13 protein-coding genes are annotated in these 19,759 nt (G+C 66.5%); 5 read left to right on the top strand and 8 right to left on the bottom strand.

What is annotated here, in order from left to right; genetic code table 11:
* Nucleotides 1–546: 546 nt before the first annotated feature.
* The 4 genes from DNX69_RS19385 to DNX69_RS19370 all read right to left on the bottom strand — a co-directional run bounded on the left by DNX69_RS19385 (nt 547) and on the right by DNX69_RS19370 (nt 6,521).
* Nucleotides 547–2,763, bottom strand: coding sequence for a 3-hydroxyacyl-CoA dehydrogenase NAD-binding domain-containing protein (locus tag DNX69_RS19385; RefSeq protein ID WP_110787523.1), 2,217 nt, complete (start codon nt 2,761–2,763; stop codon nt 547–549).
* A gap of 124 nt (nt 2,764–2,887) precedes the next feature.
* On the bottom strand, nt 2,888–4,096 hold the full coding sequence (locus DNX69_RS19380) for an acetyl-CoA C-acetyltransferase (protein ID WP_110787522.1): 1,209 nt from the start codon (nt 4,094–4,096) through the stop codon (nt 2,888–2,890).
* A gap of 154 nt (nt 4,097–4,250) precedes the next feature.
* On the bottom strand, nt 4,251–6,041 hold the full coding sequence (locus tag DNX69_RS19375) for an acyl-CoA dehydrogenase C-terminal domain-containing protein (protein WP_110787521.1): 1,791 nt from the start codon (nt 6,039–6,041) through the stop codon (nt 4,251–4,253).
* A 93-nt stretch (nt 6,042–6,134) separates the two neighbouring features.
* Complete coding sequence (locus DNX69_RS19370; RefSeq protein WP_110787520.1) at nt 6,135–6,521, bottom strand: nuclear transport factor 2 family protein; 387 nt, start codon at nt 6,519–6,521, stop codon at nt 6,135–6,137.
* A gap of 332 nt (nt 6,522–6,853) precedes the next feature.
* Here DNX69_RS19370 and DNX69_RS19365 point away from each other — a divergent pair, with 332 nt between their 5' ends.
* The 4 genes from DNX69_RS19365 (at nt 6,854) to DNX69_RS19350 (ending at nt 13,011) form a co-directional block, all read left to right on the top strand.
* A complete protein-coding gene (locus DNX69_RS19365; protein ID WP_110787519.1) occupies nt 6,854–7,411 on the top strand; it encodes a TetR/AcrR family transcriptional regulator in 558 nt (185 codons plus the stop codon).
* 245 nt (nt 7,412–7,656) lie between these two features.
* Complete coding sequence (locus DNX69_RS19360; protein WP_110787518.1) at nt 7,657–11,019, top strand: tetratricopeptide repeat protein; 3,363 nt, start codon at nt 7,657–7,659, stop codon at nt 11,017–11,019.
* A gap of 274 nt (nt 11,020–11,293) precedes the next feature.
* Nucleotides 11,294–12,217 carry a sulfite exporter TauE/SafE family protein gene (locus DNX69_RS19355; protein ID WP_110787517.1) on the top strand — a complete coding sequence of 308 codons (924 nt, stop codon included), beginning with the start codon at nt 11,294–11,296 and terminating at the stop codon, nt 12,215–12,217.
* Nucleotides 12,217–13,011 (top strand): TIGR02186 family protein, encoded by a 795-nt coding sequence (locus DNX69_RS19350; RefSeq protein WP_110787516.1) that lies wholly within the window; start codon nt 12,217–12,219, stop codon nt 13,009–13,011. Before DNX69_RS19355 ends, DNX69_RS19350 begins: the two co-directional genes overlap by 1 nt.
* A gap of 147 nt (nt 13,012–13,158) precedes the next feature.
* On the opposite strand, the gene DNX69_RS19345 is transcribed toward DNX69_RS19350, so the two are convergent.
* Nucleotides 13,159–14,463, bottom strand: a complete 1,305-nt coding sequence (locus tag DNX69_RS19345) for an Nramp family divalent metal transporter (protein ID WP_425327316.1) — start codon at nt 14,461–14,463, stop codon at nt 13,159–13,161.
* A gap of 120 nt (nt 14,464–14,583) precedes the next feature.
* Nucleotides 14,584–15,504, bottom strand: a complete 921-nt coding sequence (locus DNX69_RS19340; protein ID WP_110787514.1) for a DMT family transporter — start codon at nt 15,502–15,504, stop codon at nt 14,584–14,586.
* Nucleotides 15,505–15,607: 103 nt separating this feature from the next.
* Between DNX69_RS19340 and DNX69_RS19335 the strand changes: the two genes are divergently transcribed.
* Nucleotides 15,608–16,471 (top strand): LysR family transcriptional regulator, encoded by an 864-nt coding sequence (locus DNX69_RS19335; protein WP_110787723.1) that lies wholly within the window; start codon nt 15,608–15,610, stop codon nt 16,469–16,471.
* Nucleotides 16,472–16,601: 130 nt separating this feature from the next.
* On the opposite strand, the gene pdeM is transcribed toward DNX69_RS19335, so the two are convergent.
* Nucleotides 16,602–17,276 carry a ligase-associated DNA damage response endonuclease PdeM gene (gene pdeM, locus DNX69_RS19330; RefSeq protein ID WP_110787722.1) on the bottom strand — a complete coding sequence of 225 codons (675 nt, stop codon included), beginning with the start codon at nt 17,274–17,276 and terminating at the stop codon, nt 16,602–16,604.
* A gap of 115 nt (nt 17,277–17,391) precedes the next feature.
* A partial coding sequence (locus DNX69_RS19325) for a ligase-associated DNA damage response DEXH box helicase (RefSeq protein ID WP_234827009.1) occupies nt 17,392–19,759 on the bottom strand: 2,368 nt, incomplete at its 5' end.

Genomic DNA, 19,759 nt, shown 5'->3' with positions numbered 1-19,759 from the left:
GCTCTCGCTTTCCGCAACGACATCGGCGGCGTCCACCACTAGCGACGCTGCACGGCTCGCAATTGGAGCGGCCAGCCAGAGACATGCGGCGAGCACGCCGGCCGGAACGCTGACCGCCCGCAGGAAGAACTTGGGTAGCGATGATCCCGACGTCGCCCGAGGCACTGTACTTCCATCAGCAGACAATCGAAGCCACGCTATCGAGCCGCCATGTCGGCCGGTTGACAGGCGTGCCGAGGCGCGACACCGAGTGAGCCAGATTCGCTTGCAATGACGAGGGAAGAGTACGACGAAAACAAAAGAGACCGGATCGCGATGAGCCGGCCCGTTTCATTTTCGTCCATTTGACGAAGCGAAGGCCTCGCCCCACCAGCAGGGAGCTCCCTCGCCCCGCTCTTTGCGGGGAGAGGGTTGGGGTGAGGGGCGACGCGGGCACTGAGTTTCGGCCACCTGGAGACGCCCCCTCACCCGGATTGCTGCGCAATCCGACCTCTCCCCGCGCGCGGGGAGAGGTCAGCACTGTGCTTTGTGAAGCGGTTGCAGGGCTTACGCCGCCGCCTGCTTCTTCGGGGCGAAGCGGTGGTAGAAGGTGTCGCCGGTCTTGGCCATGTCTTCGAGCAGCTTCGGCGGGGTGAAGCGCGAGCCGTATTTGCCCTCGAGCTTGTGGCACAGCGCCACGAACTCCTTCGTCCCCATGAAGTCGATGTAGCTCAAGGTGCCGCCGGTGAACGGCGCGAAGCCGAAGCCGAGGATCGAGCCGACATCGGCCTCGCGCGGATCGACGATGACGTTGTCCTCGACCGTGCGCGCCGCTTCCACCGCCTGCACCGCCAGGAAGCGCTGCTTCAGCTCTTCGACATCGATGGTGTCGGGGTCGAGGTGCTTCGGCTGCAGCGCGGCGATGCCGTCCCACAGGCTCTTCTGCCCCTTGCCCTTCTCCGGATAGACGTAGAAGCCCTTGCCGTTCTTGCGGCCGAACCGGCCCTGCTTCTCGACCAGTTCGACCATCAGCTTCTTCTGCTGCTGATCGACCGCCTGTTCGCCGAGATCGGCTTCGGTCGCCTTCATGATCTTGAGGATCAAATCGAGCGCGACTTCGTCGGCCAGCGACAGCGGGCCGACCGGCATGCCGGCCATCTTGGCGGCGGTCTCGATCATCGGCGCCGGGACGCCTTCCATCAGCATCTCGAGGCCTTCAGCGGTGAAACGCAGCACGCAGCGGTTGGCGAAGAAGCCGCGGCTGTCGTTCACCACGATCGGGGTCTTGCCGATCTGGCGGGTGTAGTCGAGCGCGGTCGCGAGCGCGGTGTCGCCGGTGTTCTTGCCGACGATGACTTCGACCAGCATCATCTTCTCGACCGGCGAGAAGAAGTGGATGCCGATGAACTTCGACTGGTCCTTGAACTCCTCGGCCAGCGAGTTGATCGGCAGTGTCGAGGTGTTGGAGGCGAAGATCGCGCCTTCCTTCAAGAGCGGCTGCGCCTTGGCGTAGGTCTCGGCCTTCACTTTCCGATCCTCGAACACCGCTTCGATCACCAGGTCGCAATCCGAGATCGCATTGAAGTCCGGCGTCGCGGTGATGCGCGACATCAGCGCGTCACGGTCGGCCTCCTTGGCGCGGCCCTTCTTGATCAGCCCGTCAATGACCGACTGGCAATGCGCCTTGCCCTTGTCGGCGCTCTCTTGGTCGCGGTCGATCAGCACCACCTCGATGCCGGCCTTGGCCGAGACGTAGCCAACGCTGGCGCCCATGAAGCCGGCGCCGATGATGGCGAGCTTCTTGACCTTGGTCGGCGGTACGCCCTGCGGACGACGCGCGCCCTTATTCAGCTCCTGCATCGACAGGAACAGGCTGCGGATCATCGCGGCCGCTTCCTTGGTCTGCAGCACATGCGCGAAGTAGCGCGACTCGATCCGCAGTGCGACGTCGATCGGCACCAACAGGCCCTCATAGACGCAGCTCATGATCGCGCGGGCCGCCGGATAGTTGTCGTAGGTCTCGCGGCGATAGATGGCGTTGCCGGCCGGGAACATCATCATGCCCTGCTTGGAGAACACCGGGCCGCCGGGCAGCTTGAAGCCCTTTTCGTCCCACGGCGCCACCGCCTTGCCGCCGTTCTTGATCCAATCCTTGGCGGTCTTGATCAGGTCGGCCGCCGGCACCACGGCGTCGACCAGCTTCAGCGCCTTGGCCTTGTCGAGCTTGAGCTGATCGCCCTTGAGCAGGATGGTCATCGCGCTCTGCGGATCGACGATGCGCGGAATCCGCTGGGTGCCGCCGCCGCCCGGGAACAGGCCGACCTTGATCTCGGGGAGGCCGAGCCGGGTCTTCGGATTGTCGGCCGCGACGCGGTAATGGCAGGCCAGCGTGACTTCGAAGCCGCCGCCGAGCGCCAGGCCGTTGATCGCCGCGACCCACGGCTTGCCGCAGGTTTCGATGCCGCGCAGGATCTGCGACAGCTTGCGGCTCTCGTCGAACAGCATTTTTTGCGCGGCTTCTTCGCCCTTGTCTTTCCGGATCTGGGCGAACTGCTGGTTCATGCCTTCCAGCATCGACAGATCGGCGCCGGCGCAGAACGCCTCCTTGGCCGAGGTGATCACCACGCCCTTGACCGCGGCATCCTTGGAGGTCGCTTCCGCGATCGCGCCGAGTTCCTCGATCGTCTTGGCGTCGAGCACGTTCATCGACTTGCCGGGCAGATCCCAGGTGACGAGCGCGATGCCGTCTGCGTCGGTCTCGACTTTGAAATTCTGGAAGGCCATCTGATTAGCTCCTTCGATGCCAGCAGCCGTTGCGGCGCGGCGGTTGATGTTCTTCTCCCCTCCCCCGCAAGGGGGGAGGGAGCAGGCCCGCGCGCGTTGCACGGCCCGCGGCAATATCAAGTGATCACACCCGCTCGATGATGGTGGCGGTGCCCATGCCGCCGCCGATGCACAGCGTCACCAGTGCGGTCGCCTTGCCGGTGCGCTCCAGCTCGTCCAGCACGGTGCCGAGGATCATCGCGCCGGTGGCGCCGAGCGGATGGCCGAGCGCGATCGCGCCGCCATTGACGTTGATCTTGTCGTTGTCGATCTCGAACGCCTGCATGTAGCGCAGCACCACCGAGGCGAACGCCTCGTTGAGCTCGAACAAATCGATGTCGCTCTTCTTCATGCCGGAGCGCTCGAACAGCTTGTTGGTGACATCGACCGGACCGGTCAGCATCATCGCCGGCTCCGAGCCGATATTGGCGAAGGCACGGATTTTCGCGCGCGGCTTCAAGCCGTGCTTCTCACCGGCTTCCTTGCTGCCGAGCAGCACCGCGCCGGCGCCGTCGACGATGCCCGACGAGTTGCCGGCATGGTGGACGTAGTTGACCTTCTCGACTTCGGGGTGCGACTGAATCGCCACCGCGTCGAACCCGCCCATCGCCGCGATCGGCGCGAACGACGGCTGCAGCTGCGCCAGCGACTGCATCGTCGTCGAGGGGCGCATGTGCTCGTCCTTGGCCAGGATGGTGAGGCCATTGATGTCCTTCACCGGCACCACCGACTTGTCGAACCGGCCCTCGTCCCAAGCCTTCGCGGCGAGCTGCTGGCTGCGCACCGCGTAGGCGTCGACGTCGTCGCGCGAGAAACCGTATTTGGTGGCGATCAGGTCGGCCGACACGCCCTGCGGCATGAAGTAGGACGGCACCGCCATCGACGGATCCATCGGCCAGGCGCCACCCGAAGCGCCGATGCCGATGCGGCTCATCGATTCGGCGCCGCCGCCGATCACCAGCTCGTGCTGGCCGCTCATGATCTGCGCTGCGGCGAAGTTCACCGCGTCGAGGCCCGAGGCGCAGAACCGGCTGATCTGGATGCCCGGGACGGCTTCGCCGAGGCCGGCGTTCATCGCCGCGAAACGCGCGATGTCCGAGCCGGCTTCGCCGACCGGATCGACCACGCCCATCACCACGTCGTCGACCACGTCCTTCTTGATGTTGTTACGCTCCTTCAGCGCCTTCAGCGGCACCGTGGCGAGCGCCAGCGCGGTCACCTCGTGCAGCGAGCCATCGGCCTTGCCGCGGCCGCGCGGGGTGCGAACGTGATCGTAGATATAGGCTTCGGGCATGGGACCTCCCTCGATAAAAATGTGACGCGATGCTCTTTCAGGAGTCATCGCCCGGCTCGACCGGGCGATCCAGTCATCACGGCGCTGGCGATCAAACCGCCGGCGCCCGGCTTACTGGATCCCCGCCTTCGCGGGGATGACGGCAGTGTCGATGTCAGAACGCTTCCGCCGGCAGTTCCATCAGCGTGCCGCAGCCGGCTTCGATCCGGGTCAGCCGCAGCGCGGTCTCGGGCAGCATCCGCTCGGCGAAGAACCGGCCGGTGACCAGCTTTCTGGTCAGATAGGGCGTCGCTCCCTCGGCCGCGATCTTGTCCTGCGCCACCTTGGCCATCTTGGCCCACATGTAGCCCATCGCCACCAGGCCGAAGAGATGCATGTAGTCGGTGGCGGCGGCGCCGGCGTTGTCGGGCTGCGCCATCGCGTTCATCATCAGCCAGGTGGTGGCCTTCTGCAGGTGGCCGAGCGAGGTCGACAGCGGCGCCACGAAGGGTTTCATCGCCTCGTCGCCGCCGTGCTCCTTGGCGAAGGCGCCGACCTCGGCGAAGAATGCCATCACGGCGCGACCGCCGTCACGCGGCAGCTTGCGGCCGACCAGGTCGAGCGCCTGAATTCCGTTGGCGCCTTCGTAGATCATCGCAATGCGGGCATCGCGGACGAACTGTTCGACGCCGTTGGCGGCGATGTAGCCGTGGCCGCCATAGACCTGCTGAGCCGCGACCGCGTTGGCGAAGCCACCGTCGGTCAGCACGCCCTTCAGCACCGGCGTCATCAGGCCGAGATGATCGTCGGCGGCCTGGCGCTCCTTGGCGTCGCTGGAGCGATGCGCGACGTCGCTCTTCAGCGCAGTCCACAGCACCAGCGCGCGGGCCGCCTCGTTGAACGAACGCATCGTCAGCAGCGCGCGGCGGATGTCGGGATGCACGATGATCGGATCGGCCGGCTTGTCGGTCGCCTTCGGCCCCGACAGCGCGCGGCCCTGCAGCCGCTCGCGGGCGTATTCGACGGCGTTCTGATACGCGACTTCCGACTGCGCCAGGCCCTGCACGGCGACGCCGAGGCGAGCCTCGTTCATCATCACGAACATGCCCTGCATGCCCTTGTTCTCTTCGCCGACCAGCCAGCCGGTGGCGCCGTCGTAGTTCATCGTGCAGGTGGCGTTGCCGTGAATACCCATCTTGTGCTCGATCGAGCCGCACATCACGCCGTTGCGGGAGCCGACGGTGCCGTCCGGGTTGACCAGGAATTTCGGAACCACGAACAGCGAAATACCTTTGATGCCGGCAGGCGCGCCTTCGATCCGCGCCAGCACCAGATGGATGATGTTATCGGCCATGTCGTGCTCACCGGCCGAGATGAAGATCTTAGTACCGGTAATCTTGTAGCTGCCGTCCGCCTGCTTCACTGCCTTGGTGCGCAGCAGGCCGAGATCGGTGCCGCACTGCGGCTCGGTGAGGTTCATGGTGCCGGTCCATTCGCCGGACACCATCTTGGGCAGATAGGTCTGTTTCTGCTCCGGCGAACCGTGCACCGTCAGCGCCGCCGCCGCGCCCATGGTCAGGCCCGGGTACATCGCGAACGCCATGTTGGCGGAGTTCAGGAATTCCTGCACCGTCTGGGTCAGCGTGATCGGCAGCCCCTGGCCGCCATATTCGGTCGGCGACGACAAGCCCATCCAGCCGCCTTCGGCGATCTGCTTGTAGGCGTCCTTGAAGCCCTTCGGCGTCGTGACGCTGCCGTCGTCGTGACGGGTGCAGCCTTCGTGGTCACCGACCGCGTTGAGCGGATGCAGCACTTCCTCGCTCAGCCGGGCCGCCTCGTTGATGATCGCGTCGCGCACGTCGGCAGCGGCATCGGCGAACCCGGGCAGATTGTTGTAGCGATCGAACTGAAAAACGTCGTTGAGCAGGAAGCCGACTTCTTCAACCGGGGCCTTGTAGATCGTCATGCGGGTCTCTCGATCGGGATCAGGTGTGAAGTATGCGCCGCCTGAACCAACTTCAGACGACGGCGAGATGAATTCGACCAGCCGCCGGCGCGGTTAGTTCTGCGCCAGCTGTTCTCCCATCAAACGATGCAACAGGTTGATCGCTTTCAGGGGTCTTACCATGACCTTGAAGTGGGTAATACGCCCGTCGTCGGCGAATGTGATGATGTCGACGCCGTTGATCTTGATGCCGTCGATCACATTTTCGAATTCGAGGACCGCGCCATTATTGCTGCGCCATTCGCCCACATAGGTGAAGCCCGGGCCGCCCAGGACCTTCTCGGCACCCTTGAGGTACTTGAACACGATATCGCGGCCGGCCTGCGGGGTGTGAACCACCGGGCTTTCGAACACCGCATCCGGATGCAGCAAATCCCACAGCGCCGCTGCGTCGTGGGACTTCATGAACGCATACCAGGCGTCGAGCCCTTTCAAGGCCATCAGTCGCTCTCCAGATCGTTGCGGTAAAATTGCGAGGAAGACACGAGACGGGGCGGATGTTCGACCATCATCGGTCGCGACATCAAGCGCGATGACGCCGCGGCGCGCGCGGGCGCCGGCAGGTCTTCAAATTTCCGCGAAGCACCGGGATGGCGGATCGGAACAGGTCGACCATCGGCCGCAGGACCAACATGGCGTGCACGAGCGCTCCTCCGATGTGACGATTTCCAGCGGCCGCAACACGGCAGCCTGCCAGATCATCTCCATACACCTCTGAATGGCATCTAATGGCGTGGCTTGGCCGTGTCAATACACGCGTGTATGGTGGGAGCATGGATTCGGATACCAAAGACCGGCTGACGCGTGCGGACTGGCTCGCCCATGGGCTACGCACCCTCGCCCGACACGGCGCCAATGCGCTCAAAGTCGGCGATCTGGCCGCCGGCTTGGACGTCTCGCGCGGCAGTTTCTACTGGCACTTCAAGGACGCGACCGATTTCCGGACCCAGCTGTTGCAGCTGTGGAAGGAGCGGGTCACCGAGCAGGTGTTCCGCGACATCGATGCGGCGATCGTCGGCCCCGCACGGCTGACACATCTGATGAAGCTCGCCTTCAACGAGGACCGCAGCCTCGACCGCGCCATCCGCGAGCTCGCGGCCACCGATCCGGCTGCCGCTGCGATGGTCGCTTCGGTCGACGCCCGGCGGGTCGAATATCTCTCCAAGCTGATGATCGAAGCCGGGGTCGAAAGCCGTCACGCCCGCCCGCGGGCGGAGTTCCTGTACTGGGCCTATATCGGCCAGAGCGCGGTGATGAACCCCGCGCTCAATGCGGTCACGGAATCCGACATCGACGACCTCAGCGCGCTGTTCACCCGCGCCGGCAGTTAGCGACGCCGGCGGTAGCATTGGGTGCTCCGCGTGCGCTCAATGCCCCGGAAAACCACTGGAAAAGGCGGTTTTCGCCTCGATCGTTAAGTTTCATCCCGAGCCGCCGCGTTCCTTAACTCGGTATTTACCCTAACGGGAAAAAGTCACCCCAGAAGCAGACTCCCGCGTCGTGTCGATGTTCGCTCGACCGGAACGCGGAACGTTTGCAGGCGCGGCTGTGAGCCGGCTCGGGTGCGGACAAAAGCATGAATCGCGTGTCGTGGAGTATCGAGGAGATCGAGCCGTCAGTGCGCGAGAAGGCCGAGGCCGCCGCGAAGCGCGCCGGGCTGTCGCTCACCGACTGGATCAATGCTCAGCTCGGTGAAGCTGCGCCGCAGCCGGCGGCCGATCACTCGCACATTCCCAGCCGGCCGGCGATGCCGGAACGCAGCGCCAGCGAAGTCGCCGAGATCCACCAGCGACTCGACACCATCGCCCGCCAGATCGATCGGATTTCCCGCACCCCGGCGCGTAGCGAACCGCCGGTTGCGCGGCAACTGAACGACGCCATCTCGCGGCTCGACGCCCGCTTGGCGCGGATCACCGAGCCGAAGCAGGCGTCGCAGCCGACCGAATCCGCCGCAGTGCCGCCGCAGACGCCAACGGACCGCGTCGAGCGCGCCGCCGCGCACGTCTATCCTTCCCCGACGCTCGATCCGAATGCGCTCGACAAGGCGGTTGCCGAAATCGCGGCGCGGCAGAGCGAGCTCGATGCTGCCGCGAGCCGGATGCCGCGGCAGCCGGCTTCGTTTGCGCCGCCGATTGCGCCCGCAATGGCTCCGCCACCACCTGTCGGGCCGGACTTTTCCAGCCTGGAGCAGCAGCTCCACAAGATCACCAGCCAGATCGACGCGCTGCAGCGTTCCGACAAGGTCGAGCAATCGATCGCCGCATTCCGCAGCGAGCTCGCCGAGATCCGCCAGACCATCACCGAGGCGATGCCGCGCAAGGCGATCGAGTCGCTGGAAGGCGAGATCCGGTCGTTGGCGCAGCGGCTCGACGAAAGCCGCGCCAACGGCAGCGACAGCGAGATGGTTGCCGGGATCGAGCGCGCCCTCGGCGAAATTCACGGCGCATTGCGCTCGCTGACGCCGGCCGAACAGCTCGCTGGCTTCGACGAGGCGATCCGCAATCTCGGCGGCAAGATCGACATGATCGTCCGCAACGCCGACGATCCGGGCACGGTGCAGCAGCTCGAAAACGCCATCGGGGCGCTGCGCGGGATCGTTTCCAACGTCGCCTCCAACGAAGCGCTGGCGCAGCTCAGCGCCAACGTTCACACGCTCGGCGAAAAGATCGAGCAGTTGGCCCAGGCCGACAGCCACAGCATCTCGTTTGCAGCGCTGGAGCAGCGCATCTCGGCGCTGACCACGGCGCTGGAGAGCCGCGAGCGCCCCGCTCCGAGCGAGTCTACCGAACAGCTTGAAAGCGCAGTGCGTGCGCTGTCGGAGCGGATCGACCATCTGCCGATCGGCAACGACAACCAGTCGGCATTCGCGCATCTGGAACAGCGGGTCGCGCATCTGCTGGAGCGGATGGAAGCCGCGACCGAGCAGCGTGGCGGCAGCGCCAATCTCGGCCGGGTCGAGGAAGGTCTGCACGACATCCTGCGCATGCTGGAGCGGCAGCAATCGCAATTTGCGATGCTGACCGAAGCCGACCGCAGCCCGGCGCCGGCGCTCGATCCGAGCTTCGTCGACACCATCAAGCGCGAACTCTCCGACATGCGCTTTAGCCAGTCGGAGACCGATCGCCACACCCAGGATTCGCTCGAGGCGGTGCACAACACCCTCGGCCACGTCGTCGACCGGCTTGCGATGATCGAAGGCGATCTGCGCACCGCCCGTGCCGCTCCGCCGCTGGCGCCGCCGCCGGCCCCTGAGCCGGAGCCGGCCAAGCCTGCTTTCCTCGCCGCCGCCCCGATCGCGCCCCCTCCGGCCGCGCCCGCTCCCGCTGCGGCCGCACCGATCCAGCAGCCGCAGCCGGAGATGGTCAATCCGGCCGCCGAACCGTTCGCCGCGGCCCCGCGCGAGTTCAGCGCCGCCAAAGCCCCCGCCGCTCCTGCTCCGGCCGCGCCGGCACACAGCCCGCGCGCCTTCCATGATTTGCACGAGCCGGCCGCCGGCCCGCAGCAGCCCGCCAGGGTCGAGCCGGCGATCGCCGTGCCGCAACCGCCGCGGCGCGCGTCCACTTTGCCGCCGGATCATCCGCTCGAACCCGGCACCAAGCCGCCGACCCGCGCGGCGTCGCCGTCGGAACGGATTGCCGCGTCCGAGAGCGCGCTCGGCGCAATCGCACCGGCGCAACCCGAGCCGGCCAATGCCACCAGTTTCATCGCCGCGGCGCGCCGCGCCGCGCAGGCGGCGGCGTCCGCCAGCTCCGGCGGTGCCAAAGCCAAGGCCGGCAAGCCGAAGCAGGACGGCGATAAGCCGGATCCGGACGGCAGCACGCCGGGTTCGCCGCTCGGCTCCAAGGTCAAATCGCTGTTGGTCGGCGCCAGCGTCGTGGTGATCGTGCTGTCCAGCTTCCACATGGCGATGAAGCTGTTCGACAGCGGCGATGCGCCGCCGGTCGCCAGCGTCGGTACGCCGAAGCCCACACCGGCACCGGCGCCGGAGAAGCTGAACGCGCCAGCGGACGAGACCAGCTCCGATCCGACCGAACCTGCCGCGCCACCGCCGGTCGCGCCATTGACGCCCCCGCCGTCGATGATATCGCCGACTCCGGTCGAGCGGCAATCGCTGTATACGCCTCAGGCTGCGCCGCAGGCCGAGCCTGCAGCGACGAGCGCTGCCAACGACATCACCGGCACGATTCCGGCGGCGTCGCCGAGCGCTCCAGCGGAGAAATTCGGCACCGTCGCGATCCCGGCGACCGAGCGCCTGCCCGATGCCATCGGCGGCCCAGTGCTGCGCAAGGCTGCTCTGAAAGGCGACGCCGCTGCGGCCTACGAGGTCGCCCTCCGCTACGCCGAGGGCAAAGGCGTGCCGGTGAACTACGACGAAGCGGCCAAGTGGTATCAGCGCGCCTCAGATGCCGGCGTGACGCCGGCGGTCTTCCGGATCGGCACCCTTTACGAGAAGGGGCTGGGCGTGAAGAAAGATCTCGATATGGCTCGCAAGCTGTATTCGACCGCCGCCGACCGCGGCAACGCCAAGGCCATGCATAATCTGGCGGTGCTGTACGCCGACGGCGGCAGCAAGGGCGCGAACTATCGGACCGCCGCCGCCTGGTTCCGCAAGGCCGCCGAACGTGGCGTCACCGACAGCCAATTCAATCTCGGCATCCTGTACGCCCGCGGCATCGGCGTCGATCAGAACCTCGCCGAGTCGTACAAGTGGTTCACCCTCGCCGCCGCTCAGGGCGACGAGGACGCCGCCCGCAAGCGCGACGATGTCGGCAAGCGGCTCGACCCGCAATCGCTGGCAGCCGCCAAACTGGCGGTCCAGACCTTCACGCCCGAGCCGCAGCCCGACTCCGCGGTGAAGGTGGCGGCTCCGGCCGGCGGCTGGGACGATCAGCCCACCGCCGCGAGCAAGCACAGCTCGGCGAAACGCGCAGCGCGCTAACCTTCGTTGTTCGCCGGTTGGACGGCGCCGTCGCGGCCGGGACGAAAAAATCCCGGCCGCGACAGATTCAGGAATCCCGGCGCGAACTAATTTCGGCTATGCAGGAGTGCGGTTCGGATCGACCGCCGTCTGCCGCGCATCCCGCGACCGCGGGGCTCGGCTGGGCGGCTCGGATTCGCGCCCGGTCGACTCATCGAGCATCTCCACGCCGAACCGGTTGTCCGCTTCGGCGAGATTGCTGTTTTGCCAGCGAGAACTCCAAAGCGAACCCTGCGTGCAGCTTTATCTCCCGATCGCCGATATTCCGGTCAACGTCCTGCTCGTGCTGGCGATGGGCGCCGCGGTCGGGTTCGTGTCCGGGATGTTCGGCGTCGGCGGCGGCTTCCTGATGACGCCGCTGCTGATCTTCATCGGGATCGCCCCGGCCGTGGCGGTGGCCTCGGTGACCAGCCACATGGCGGCCTCGTCGTTCTCCGGTGCGCTGTCGTACTGGCGGCGCCGCGCGATCGATCCGTTGCTCGCTTTCTTCTTACTCTGCGGCGGCATCGCCGGCACCGGGCTCGGCGTCTGGTTCTTTGTGTTGATGCGCGCGGTCGGTCAGCTCGATCTGGTGATCGCGGTATCCTACGTGGTGCTGCTGACCGCTGTCGGCGGATTGATGGTGTATGAAGGCATCCGCGCGATCCGCCGCACCAACCGCGGCGAGGTCGCGCTGGCGGGCCGGTCCGGCAACCGCAACTGGCTGTACGCGCTGCCGTTCAAGGTGCGGTTCAAGCGCTCCAAAATCTATCTGTCGGTGCTCCCGGTGATCGCGATCGGGGTGCTGATCGGCTTCATCGGCGCCGTGATGGGCGTCGGCGGCGGCTTCATCCTGGTGCCGATGCTGATCTATCTGCTGCGGGTGCCGACCAGCACGGTGGTCGGCACTTCGATGGTGCTGACCCTGGTGACGATGCTGATCGCCACCGTGCTGCATGCCGCCACCAGCCATCTGGTCGATGCGGTGCTGGCGCTGATCCTGATGATCGGGGGCGTCGCCGGCGCGCAGTTCGGTGCCCGCGCCGGCCAGCGCATCCGCGGCGAACAGCTCCGACTTCTGCTCGGCCTGCTGGTGCTGGCGGTCGGCATCCGGTTCGCGATCGAACTCGGCATCCGGCCCGCCGAGCTGTTCACCTTGCGCGAACTGGGCCCGACGTAATGCCGCGGCGGATCGCATCGCTCCGCGTCCCCGCCGCCGGACTGCTGGCGCTGATGCTGGCGTTCGCCTCGCCGGCCGCCGCCGAGCGGCTGATCGTGTCGGTGTCCAACGCCCGCGTCACCGTGACCCCGAACTATTCGGGCGGCGAACTGGTGCTGTTCGGCGCGATCGAGAAGGACCATCCGGCCTTCGCCGACCAGGCCAAATACGATCTGGTGATCACCGTGCTCGGTCCCCGCGCCAGCATGGTGACGCGGCGCAAGGAGCGCAAGTTCGGGATCTGGATCAACACCGACTCGCGCGAGTTCCTGATGGTGCCGAGCTATCTGGCGGTGTTCGCCAATCGGCCGATCGACGCGATCGCACCGCTCGAGGTGCGGCGGCGGCAGCAGCTCGGCATCAACCATGTGCTGCTGACCCAGCGGATCGGAACCGACTATGCCGACGTCGTCGCCGACGACCAATTCCGCCAGGCCTTCGTCCGGCTCCTGGAAAACCGCAAGCTGTATCGCGAGGACACCGCCGCGGTGAAATTCCTCACCCCGACGCTGTTCCGCACCGGAATTCCGCTTCCGGCCGAAGTTCCGATCGGCAGCTACGACATCTCGATCAAGCTGTTCGCGGCCGGCGAACTGCTCGCCGAGACCGATACCTCGTTCGAAATCGCCAAGATCGGCTTCGAACAGTTCGTCGCCACCGCGGCGCGCCAGCACGGCATCATCTACGGCCTGGTTACCGCGCTGATGGCGCTGGCGACCGGCTGGATGGCATCGGTCGTGTTCCGACGCGACTAACCCGCCCCTCGCGTCATTCCGGGGCGCTCGCGTAGCGAGCGAACCCGGAATCCGGAGATTCAGAGCACTGTTCGGTTCACCACGACATCGAGATTCCGGGTTCGCAGGCTTTGCCTGCGCCCCGGAATGACCGGCGTGGGGCGGCCCCTACACCAGATACCCCACCGCCATCGCCACGACGCTCAGCCCCATCGCGGCGGTCGACAGCCAGCCGAGCCAATACAGCGGACCACGCACGATGAACCGGTGCATCACGTCGCGGCGCCGCGCGATCAGCATCAACAGCACCATCACCGGCACCGCGAGTACGCCGTTGATCACCGCGCTCCAATACAGCGCCGAGATCGGATTGATCGGCGCGAAATTGATGGCGACGCCGAGTACCGCCGACAGCGCCAGCACGCTGTAGAACGCCACCGCCTGCTTCGGCTTGCGCGCCAGCCCGACCGGCCAGCGCCGGCCCTCGCCGACCGCATAGGCCGCCGAACCGGCCAGTACCGGGATCGCCAGCAGGCCGGTGCCGACAATGCCGAGTGCGAAGATCCATTCGGCGAACGGACCGGCGATCGGCTTCAGCGCCTCGGCGGCCTGCGCCGAGGTCTCGATGTCGGTGCGGCCGCTGGCGTGCAGGGTCGCGGCCGCCGTGATGATGATCGCCAGCGCGATCAAGTTCGAGAACGCCATGCCGACGATGGTGTCGGCGCGGATGCGCTGGAACTCCCGCGGAGCGTCCTGCGGCGATTTCGTCAGCGGCTTCTTGTGCGGGTCGATCCGCTCATCCTCGGCTTCCTGCGAGGCCTGCCAGAAGAACAGATAGGGCGAGATGGTGGTGCCGAAGATCGCCACGATGGTGGTGAGATAACCGCTGCTCCAGGTGAGGTGCGGAATCAGCACGCCGGCCGCGGCCTCAGGCCAGTCCACTTTCGCCACCGCCAGCGCGCCGACATAGGCGAACAGGCACAGCGTCAGCCATTTCAGTACCGAAACGTAGCGCGTGTAGTCGAAAAAGATCTGCGCCAACACCGAAATCCCGCCGAACGCCGCCACATAGAGCAGCGGGTGACCGCCGATCAAAAGCTTGGTGGCGTCGGCCATTGCGGCGAGGTCGGCGGCGATGTTGATGGTGTTGGCGGTGAACAGCAGCGCGACGATCGCCGCCAGCAGTTTGCCGGAATAGTGCCGGCAGACGTTGCCGGCGATGCCATGACCGGTGACTCGGCCGACCCGGCCGGAGATTTCCTGAATCGCCACCATCAGCGGGAAGGTCAGCAGCATCGTCCAACTGATGCCATAGCCGAGCTGCGCGCCCGCCTGGCTGTAAGTGCCGATGCCGGACGGATCGTCGTCGGAGGCGCCGGTGATCAGGCCCGGTCCGAGTGTCTTGAAGAAGCCGCGGAGCCGGAAGCTCTCGAGCCGCTGGACCTTGGGGACGTCGCCGCGTGCCGGCGTGATGAAATCAGGATGTTCGACGGCGCCTTTGGCGTTGTTCTTCACGTTCGGTCCCCGGCTCGCCGATCTCGACCACAACGTAGCCGACGCCGGCCGGTTCCGGCAACGGAACAAGCCGGCTGATCACTCCGCCAGCACAACTCTCTTGGCCGGTCGCGTCACCAGATAGATGCCTATTGCGACCGGGATCACACCGAGCAGATCGCGGAGGTCGATCGCTTCACCCAGCACCAGCCAGGCGAACAGCATCGCCAGCGGCGGCATCACGAAGTGCCAGGCGCTGGCGGCGGTCGCGCCGTATAGAGTCAGCAAGCGAAACCACAACCAGTAGGCAACGATCGAGCCGCCGAACACCAGAAACGCGAAGGCACCCGCAAGCCGCCAGCTTGGCACGATGTCACTGACGCTCCACAGAGAAAACGCCAGCGGCGTCAGCACTAGTCCCGCGGCGAGATTCTGGATGCCGTTGCCGATCCACAGGCTGCCCTGCGGCGCCAGCCGCTTGAACAGGATGGTGCCGGCGACGATCGACGCCAGTGAGGCCAGCGTGAAGCCGATGCCGTGCCACGCCTCGGTGCCGATCGCGATGCGGTGCCAGACGATGAAGGCGACGCCGGCAACGCCGAGCACTAGGCCGGCAACCTTCCGCCAGGTCAGCGCCTCGTGCAGCACCAGCGCCGCCAGCACTGCGGTGAAGACCGGATTGGCGCTGACGATCAGTCCGCCGATGCCGGCCGAGACGGTCTGCAGGCCGACATAGCCGAGGCCGAGATACAGCGCGTTGTTGATGATGCCGAGCAGCGCGCACAGCGCGACGTCGCGCGGGCGCAGATTCCACTGCTCGCGCATCAGCACGGACAGTCCGAGAATCAGCACGCCGGCGAGGGTGAACCGGCCGGCCAGCAGGATCAGCGGCGGACAATCGGCGACACCGGCCTTGCCGGCCACAAAGGCGAAGCTCCACAGCGCGCAGAACAGCGCGATCTGCAGCGGACGGGTGTTGAAGCCGGGGGTCGCGAGCGAGGTGGTGGGCGCGAGGGACATCGGTGGCCTCCTGAAGACCCCTCCGATCTAGGCGCTCGCGTTGTCATCTGGAAATTAAATGATAGGATAGATCTCAGTGGATTTTTGAATGGCGGCCTTTGCGATGCTCGACCTCGAATTGCTGCGCAGCTTCGTCTCGGTCGTGGAGGCCGGCGGCTTCACCCGCGCCGGCGAACGCGTGCACAAGACCCAGTCGACCGTCAGTCAGCAGATCAAGCGGCTGGAAGACGACCTCGGCCAGCAATTGCTCGACCGCAGCGGCAAGGAAGTGCTGCCGACCGAGGCCGGCGAGCGGCTCTTGTCCTACGCACGGCGCCTCCTTGCACTCGCCGAAGAGGCACGCGACGTCGTGGGCCGGCCGACCACCGAGGGCGCGGTACGGCTCGGGATTCCGGAAGACTTCGCGCTGTATCGGCTGCCGCGGCTGCTCGGCAGTTTCTCCCGCGCGCGGCCCGGTCTGCGGCTCGATGTCCGCGCCGACCAGAGCCTCAATCTGAAGCGAGATCTCGCACGCGGCGACCTCGATCTGGCACTGCTGAAACGCGAGGCCGGCGGACAGGGCGCGGTCGCGGTGTGGCCGGAGCGGGTGTATTGGGTGAACAGCAAGAGCCACCCCTGCAACGCCAAGGCCGACAGCCTGCCGCTGATCTTCTTCCCCGGCGGCTGCCTGTATCGCACCCGCGCCATCCACGCGATCGAGGCCACCGGGCGGCGCTGGCACATGGCGTATAGCAGTTCAAACCTCGCCGGCATTCAGGCCGCGGTGGCGGCCGGACTCGGCCTGTCGATCCTGTCGGAAATTTCGATCCAAGCCGATCACCAGAAGCTCACCGCGCGCGACGGCTTTCCGCCGATCGACCGCACCGAGCTGGCGCTGATCGCCGCCCCGCAAGCCAGCCCGGCGACACAGCGTCTCGCCGAAACGCTGGCCGAATTCTGCGACCAGCTTCACGCCAAGGCGGTGTGATCCTTCTTCCTCGCCGTCATTCCGGGGCGCTTGCGTAGCAAGCGAACCCGGAAACCCGAGATTATTGCAAAGAGAGATTCCGGGTTCGCGCTTCGCGCGCCCCGGAATGACTCGTGGAGAAGGTGTGGGATCAGCAGCACCGCGCGGCGGCGATGGCGTGGAGGCGGTTGTCGCCGAGCACGTGGGCGGTGAAGGCCGCGCCGCCGAACAATCGCGCGAAAGCGGCATCGCGAATGTTGAGGCCCCCCGTATAGGCGCCGAACGCCGGCATCACCACGCGCATCCCGTCGCCGGCAAAGCAGCGCCGCTCGATGCTGCGGCCGCGACGGCTGACCCGCGCCTTGGGATGCAGATGGCCGGCGATCTCGCCGGTCGCGCCGGTCGGCTCGTGGCGGAATGCGAGCATCCCGATCGCAACGTCGCTGGCAACGCTGCCGCCGAGACTGCACGGCAGCTCCGGGTCGTGATTGCCGGCGATCCAGATCCAATCGCGCCGTGCCTGCAGCGCGCCCAGGATATCGCGATTGGCGGGCGACAGCCGGCCGTGCGCGTCGCGGTCATGAAAACTGTCGCCGAGCGCGATCACCACCTTCGGATCGAACCGCGCGATCACCGCGCCCAGCCGGCCGAGCGTCGCCACGGTGTCGTAAGGTGGCAGCAGCACGCCGCGCAGCGCGAAGCTCGAGCCTTTCTCCAGATGCAGATCGGAAACGACCAGCAGCCGCTCGTCTTCCCAATACAGGGCCCCCGCCAGATCGGCGACCAGCGTCACGCCGGCGATGGTGACAACAGGCACCTCTTCCAGTTCGTTCGAAGCGCGGTCTGCCAGCAAAACAATCCACCCGTAGGATGGGTTGAGCGAAGCGAAACCCATCGATTCAATGCGCGCGTGCGATGGGTTTCGCTGCGCTCAACCCATCCTACGAAGATCCCATCGCCTCGCGCACCAGGTCGTCGGCGGCTTCGGCGAGCAGGATGTCGGAGGCCTCGCCGTACACGGCTTCGCGGCCGATTTCCAGCATCACCGGCACCGCCAGCGGCGACACCCGGTCGAGTTCCTTGTGGACGATACGCCCGTTGATTCGCATCAGCATATCACTGAGGCGGCGCAGATCGAGCAGCCCGGTGGCGGCGGCGGCGCGGGCGGCGCGCAGCAGCACGTGGTCGGGCTGATGCTTGTTCAGCACATCGTAGACCAGATCGGTCGAGAACAGCACCTGCCGCCGTGATTTCTCCTCGCCGGCGAACCGCCGTGCGATCAGGCCGGAGATGATTGCGCAGTTGCGGAAGGTGCGCTTCATCAGCGCCGACTCGGCGAGCCAGGCTTCAAGGTCGTCGCCGAGCATGTCGGGATCGAACAGCGCGTCGAGATCGAGCCGGCCCTGCCGGATCATCTGCGACACGTCGGCAAGTCCCCACACTGCCAGCGCATATTCATTCGCGACGAAACCAAGCGGCCGGGCGCGGGCGCGTTCCAGCCGCCGCGTCAGCAGCATGCCGAGCGTCTGATGCGCCAGCCGGCCCTCGAACGGATAGCAGACAAGATAATATTTGGCGGCGCGCGGGAACGTCTCGATCACCAGTTCGCGCCGCGCCGGAACCTGTGAGGCCTTGGTCTGCAGCGCCAGCCAGTCGCGGACTTGATCGGGCAAGCCCTTCCACGCCCGCTTGTCGGCGAGCAGCCCGCGGACGCGTTCGGCCAGATAGGTCGACAGCGGAAACTTGCCGCCCATGTAGGACGGCACCCGTGCGTCCTTGTCGTGGGCGCGCGAGACGTAGACCTGATCCTCCATCAGCGCCTCGTAGCGCACCACCTCGCCGCCGAACACGAAAGTGTCGCCGGGCGTCAGACCCTCGATGAAGCCCTCCTCGATCTGTCCGAGCATCCGGCCGCCGCGCGCGATCGCACCGGTGGCGCCGCCGCCTTTGGAGCGCGACGAACGCACCAGCTTCACCCTCAGCATCGCCTCTTCGACAATGGTGCCGACATTGAGGCGATAACTCTGGCGCACCTTTGGGTTAGCGACACGCCAGCGGCCCTGCTTGTCCTGCTTGATCTTGGCGAAGCGCTCGTAGCTCTTGAGCGCGTAGCCGCCGCTGGCGACGAAATCGAGCGTGTCGTCGAAGTCGGCGCGCGACAGATCCGCATAGGGCGCAGCGCTGCGAATCTCCGCGTAGAGAGCATCGGCGAAGAAAGGCTCGCCGCAGGCGCAGCCAAGAATATGCTGGGCCAGCACGTCGAGCGCGCCCTTGCGTTGCGGCGGGGTATCCTGCGCGTTCTCGGCCACCGCGTCGATCGCCACAGCGCATTCCAGCACTTCGAAGCGATTGGCCGGCACCAGCACCGCGCGCGAGGCCTCGTCGATGCGGTGGTTGGCACGGCCGATGCGTTGCATCAGCCGCGACGACCCTTTCGGCGCGCCGACATTGACGACGAGATCGACATCGCCCCAGTCGACGCCGAGGTCGAGCGAGGAGGTACACACCACGCCGCGCAAGCGGCCAGCCGCCATCGCGTCCTCGACCTTGCGGCGCTGGCCGACGTCGAGCGAACCGTGATGCAGCGCGATCGCCAGATTGTCGTCGTTGATGCGCCACAACTCCTGAAACAGCATCTCGGCCTGGCTGCGGGTGTTGACGAACACCAGCGTCGTGGTGTTGCGCCGGATCAGATCGTAGATCTCCGGCAGCGCATGGCGCGCCGAGTGCCCGGCCCACGGCAGCCGTTCCTTGGTGTCGAGCATCTCGACCACCGCCGGCGCGGCGCCGGTCGCCACCACGATCTCCGCCGACACCGCTTCGCCGTCCGGCTGCGGCACCAGGAAACGGGCGAGTTCGTCCGGATCAGCCACCGTCGCCGACAGGCCGATGGCGCGAAGATGCGGGGCGATCCGCCAAAGCCGCGCCAAGCCGAGCGACAGCAGATCGCCGCGCTTCGACGTCACCAGCGCGTGCAATTCGTCGAGCACGATCCGCCGCAGGCTGCCGAACAGATACGGCGCGTCGTCGGAGGCGAGCAGCAGCGCGAGTTGTTCCGGTGTCGTCAGCAGGATGTCCGGCGGATTGCGCCGCTGCCTCGTCCGCCGCGACACCGGGGTGTCGCCGGTACGGGTCTCCACCCGGATCGGCAGCTTCATCTGCGCGATCGGCGCCTCCAGATTGCGCGCGATATCGACCGCGAGCGCCTTGAGCGGCGAGATGTAGAGGGTGTGGAGGCCACCGCGCTGGGCTGATGTTCCTTCTCCCCGCGCGCGGGGAGAAGGTGGCGCGGCAGGCGCAGCTTGCTGC

Source organism: Rhodopseudomonas palustris (assembly GCF_003226555.1).
GTDB classification, from domain to species: Bacteria; Pseudomonadota; Alphaproteobacteria; order Rhizobiales; family Xanthobacteraceae; genus Rhodopseudomonas; species Rhodopseudomonas palustris_I.
This window is presented reverse-complemented; position numbering and strand designations above follow the sequence as displayed.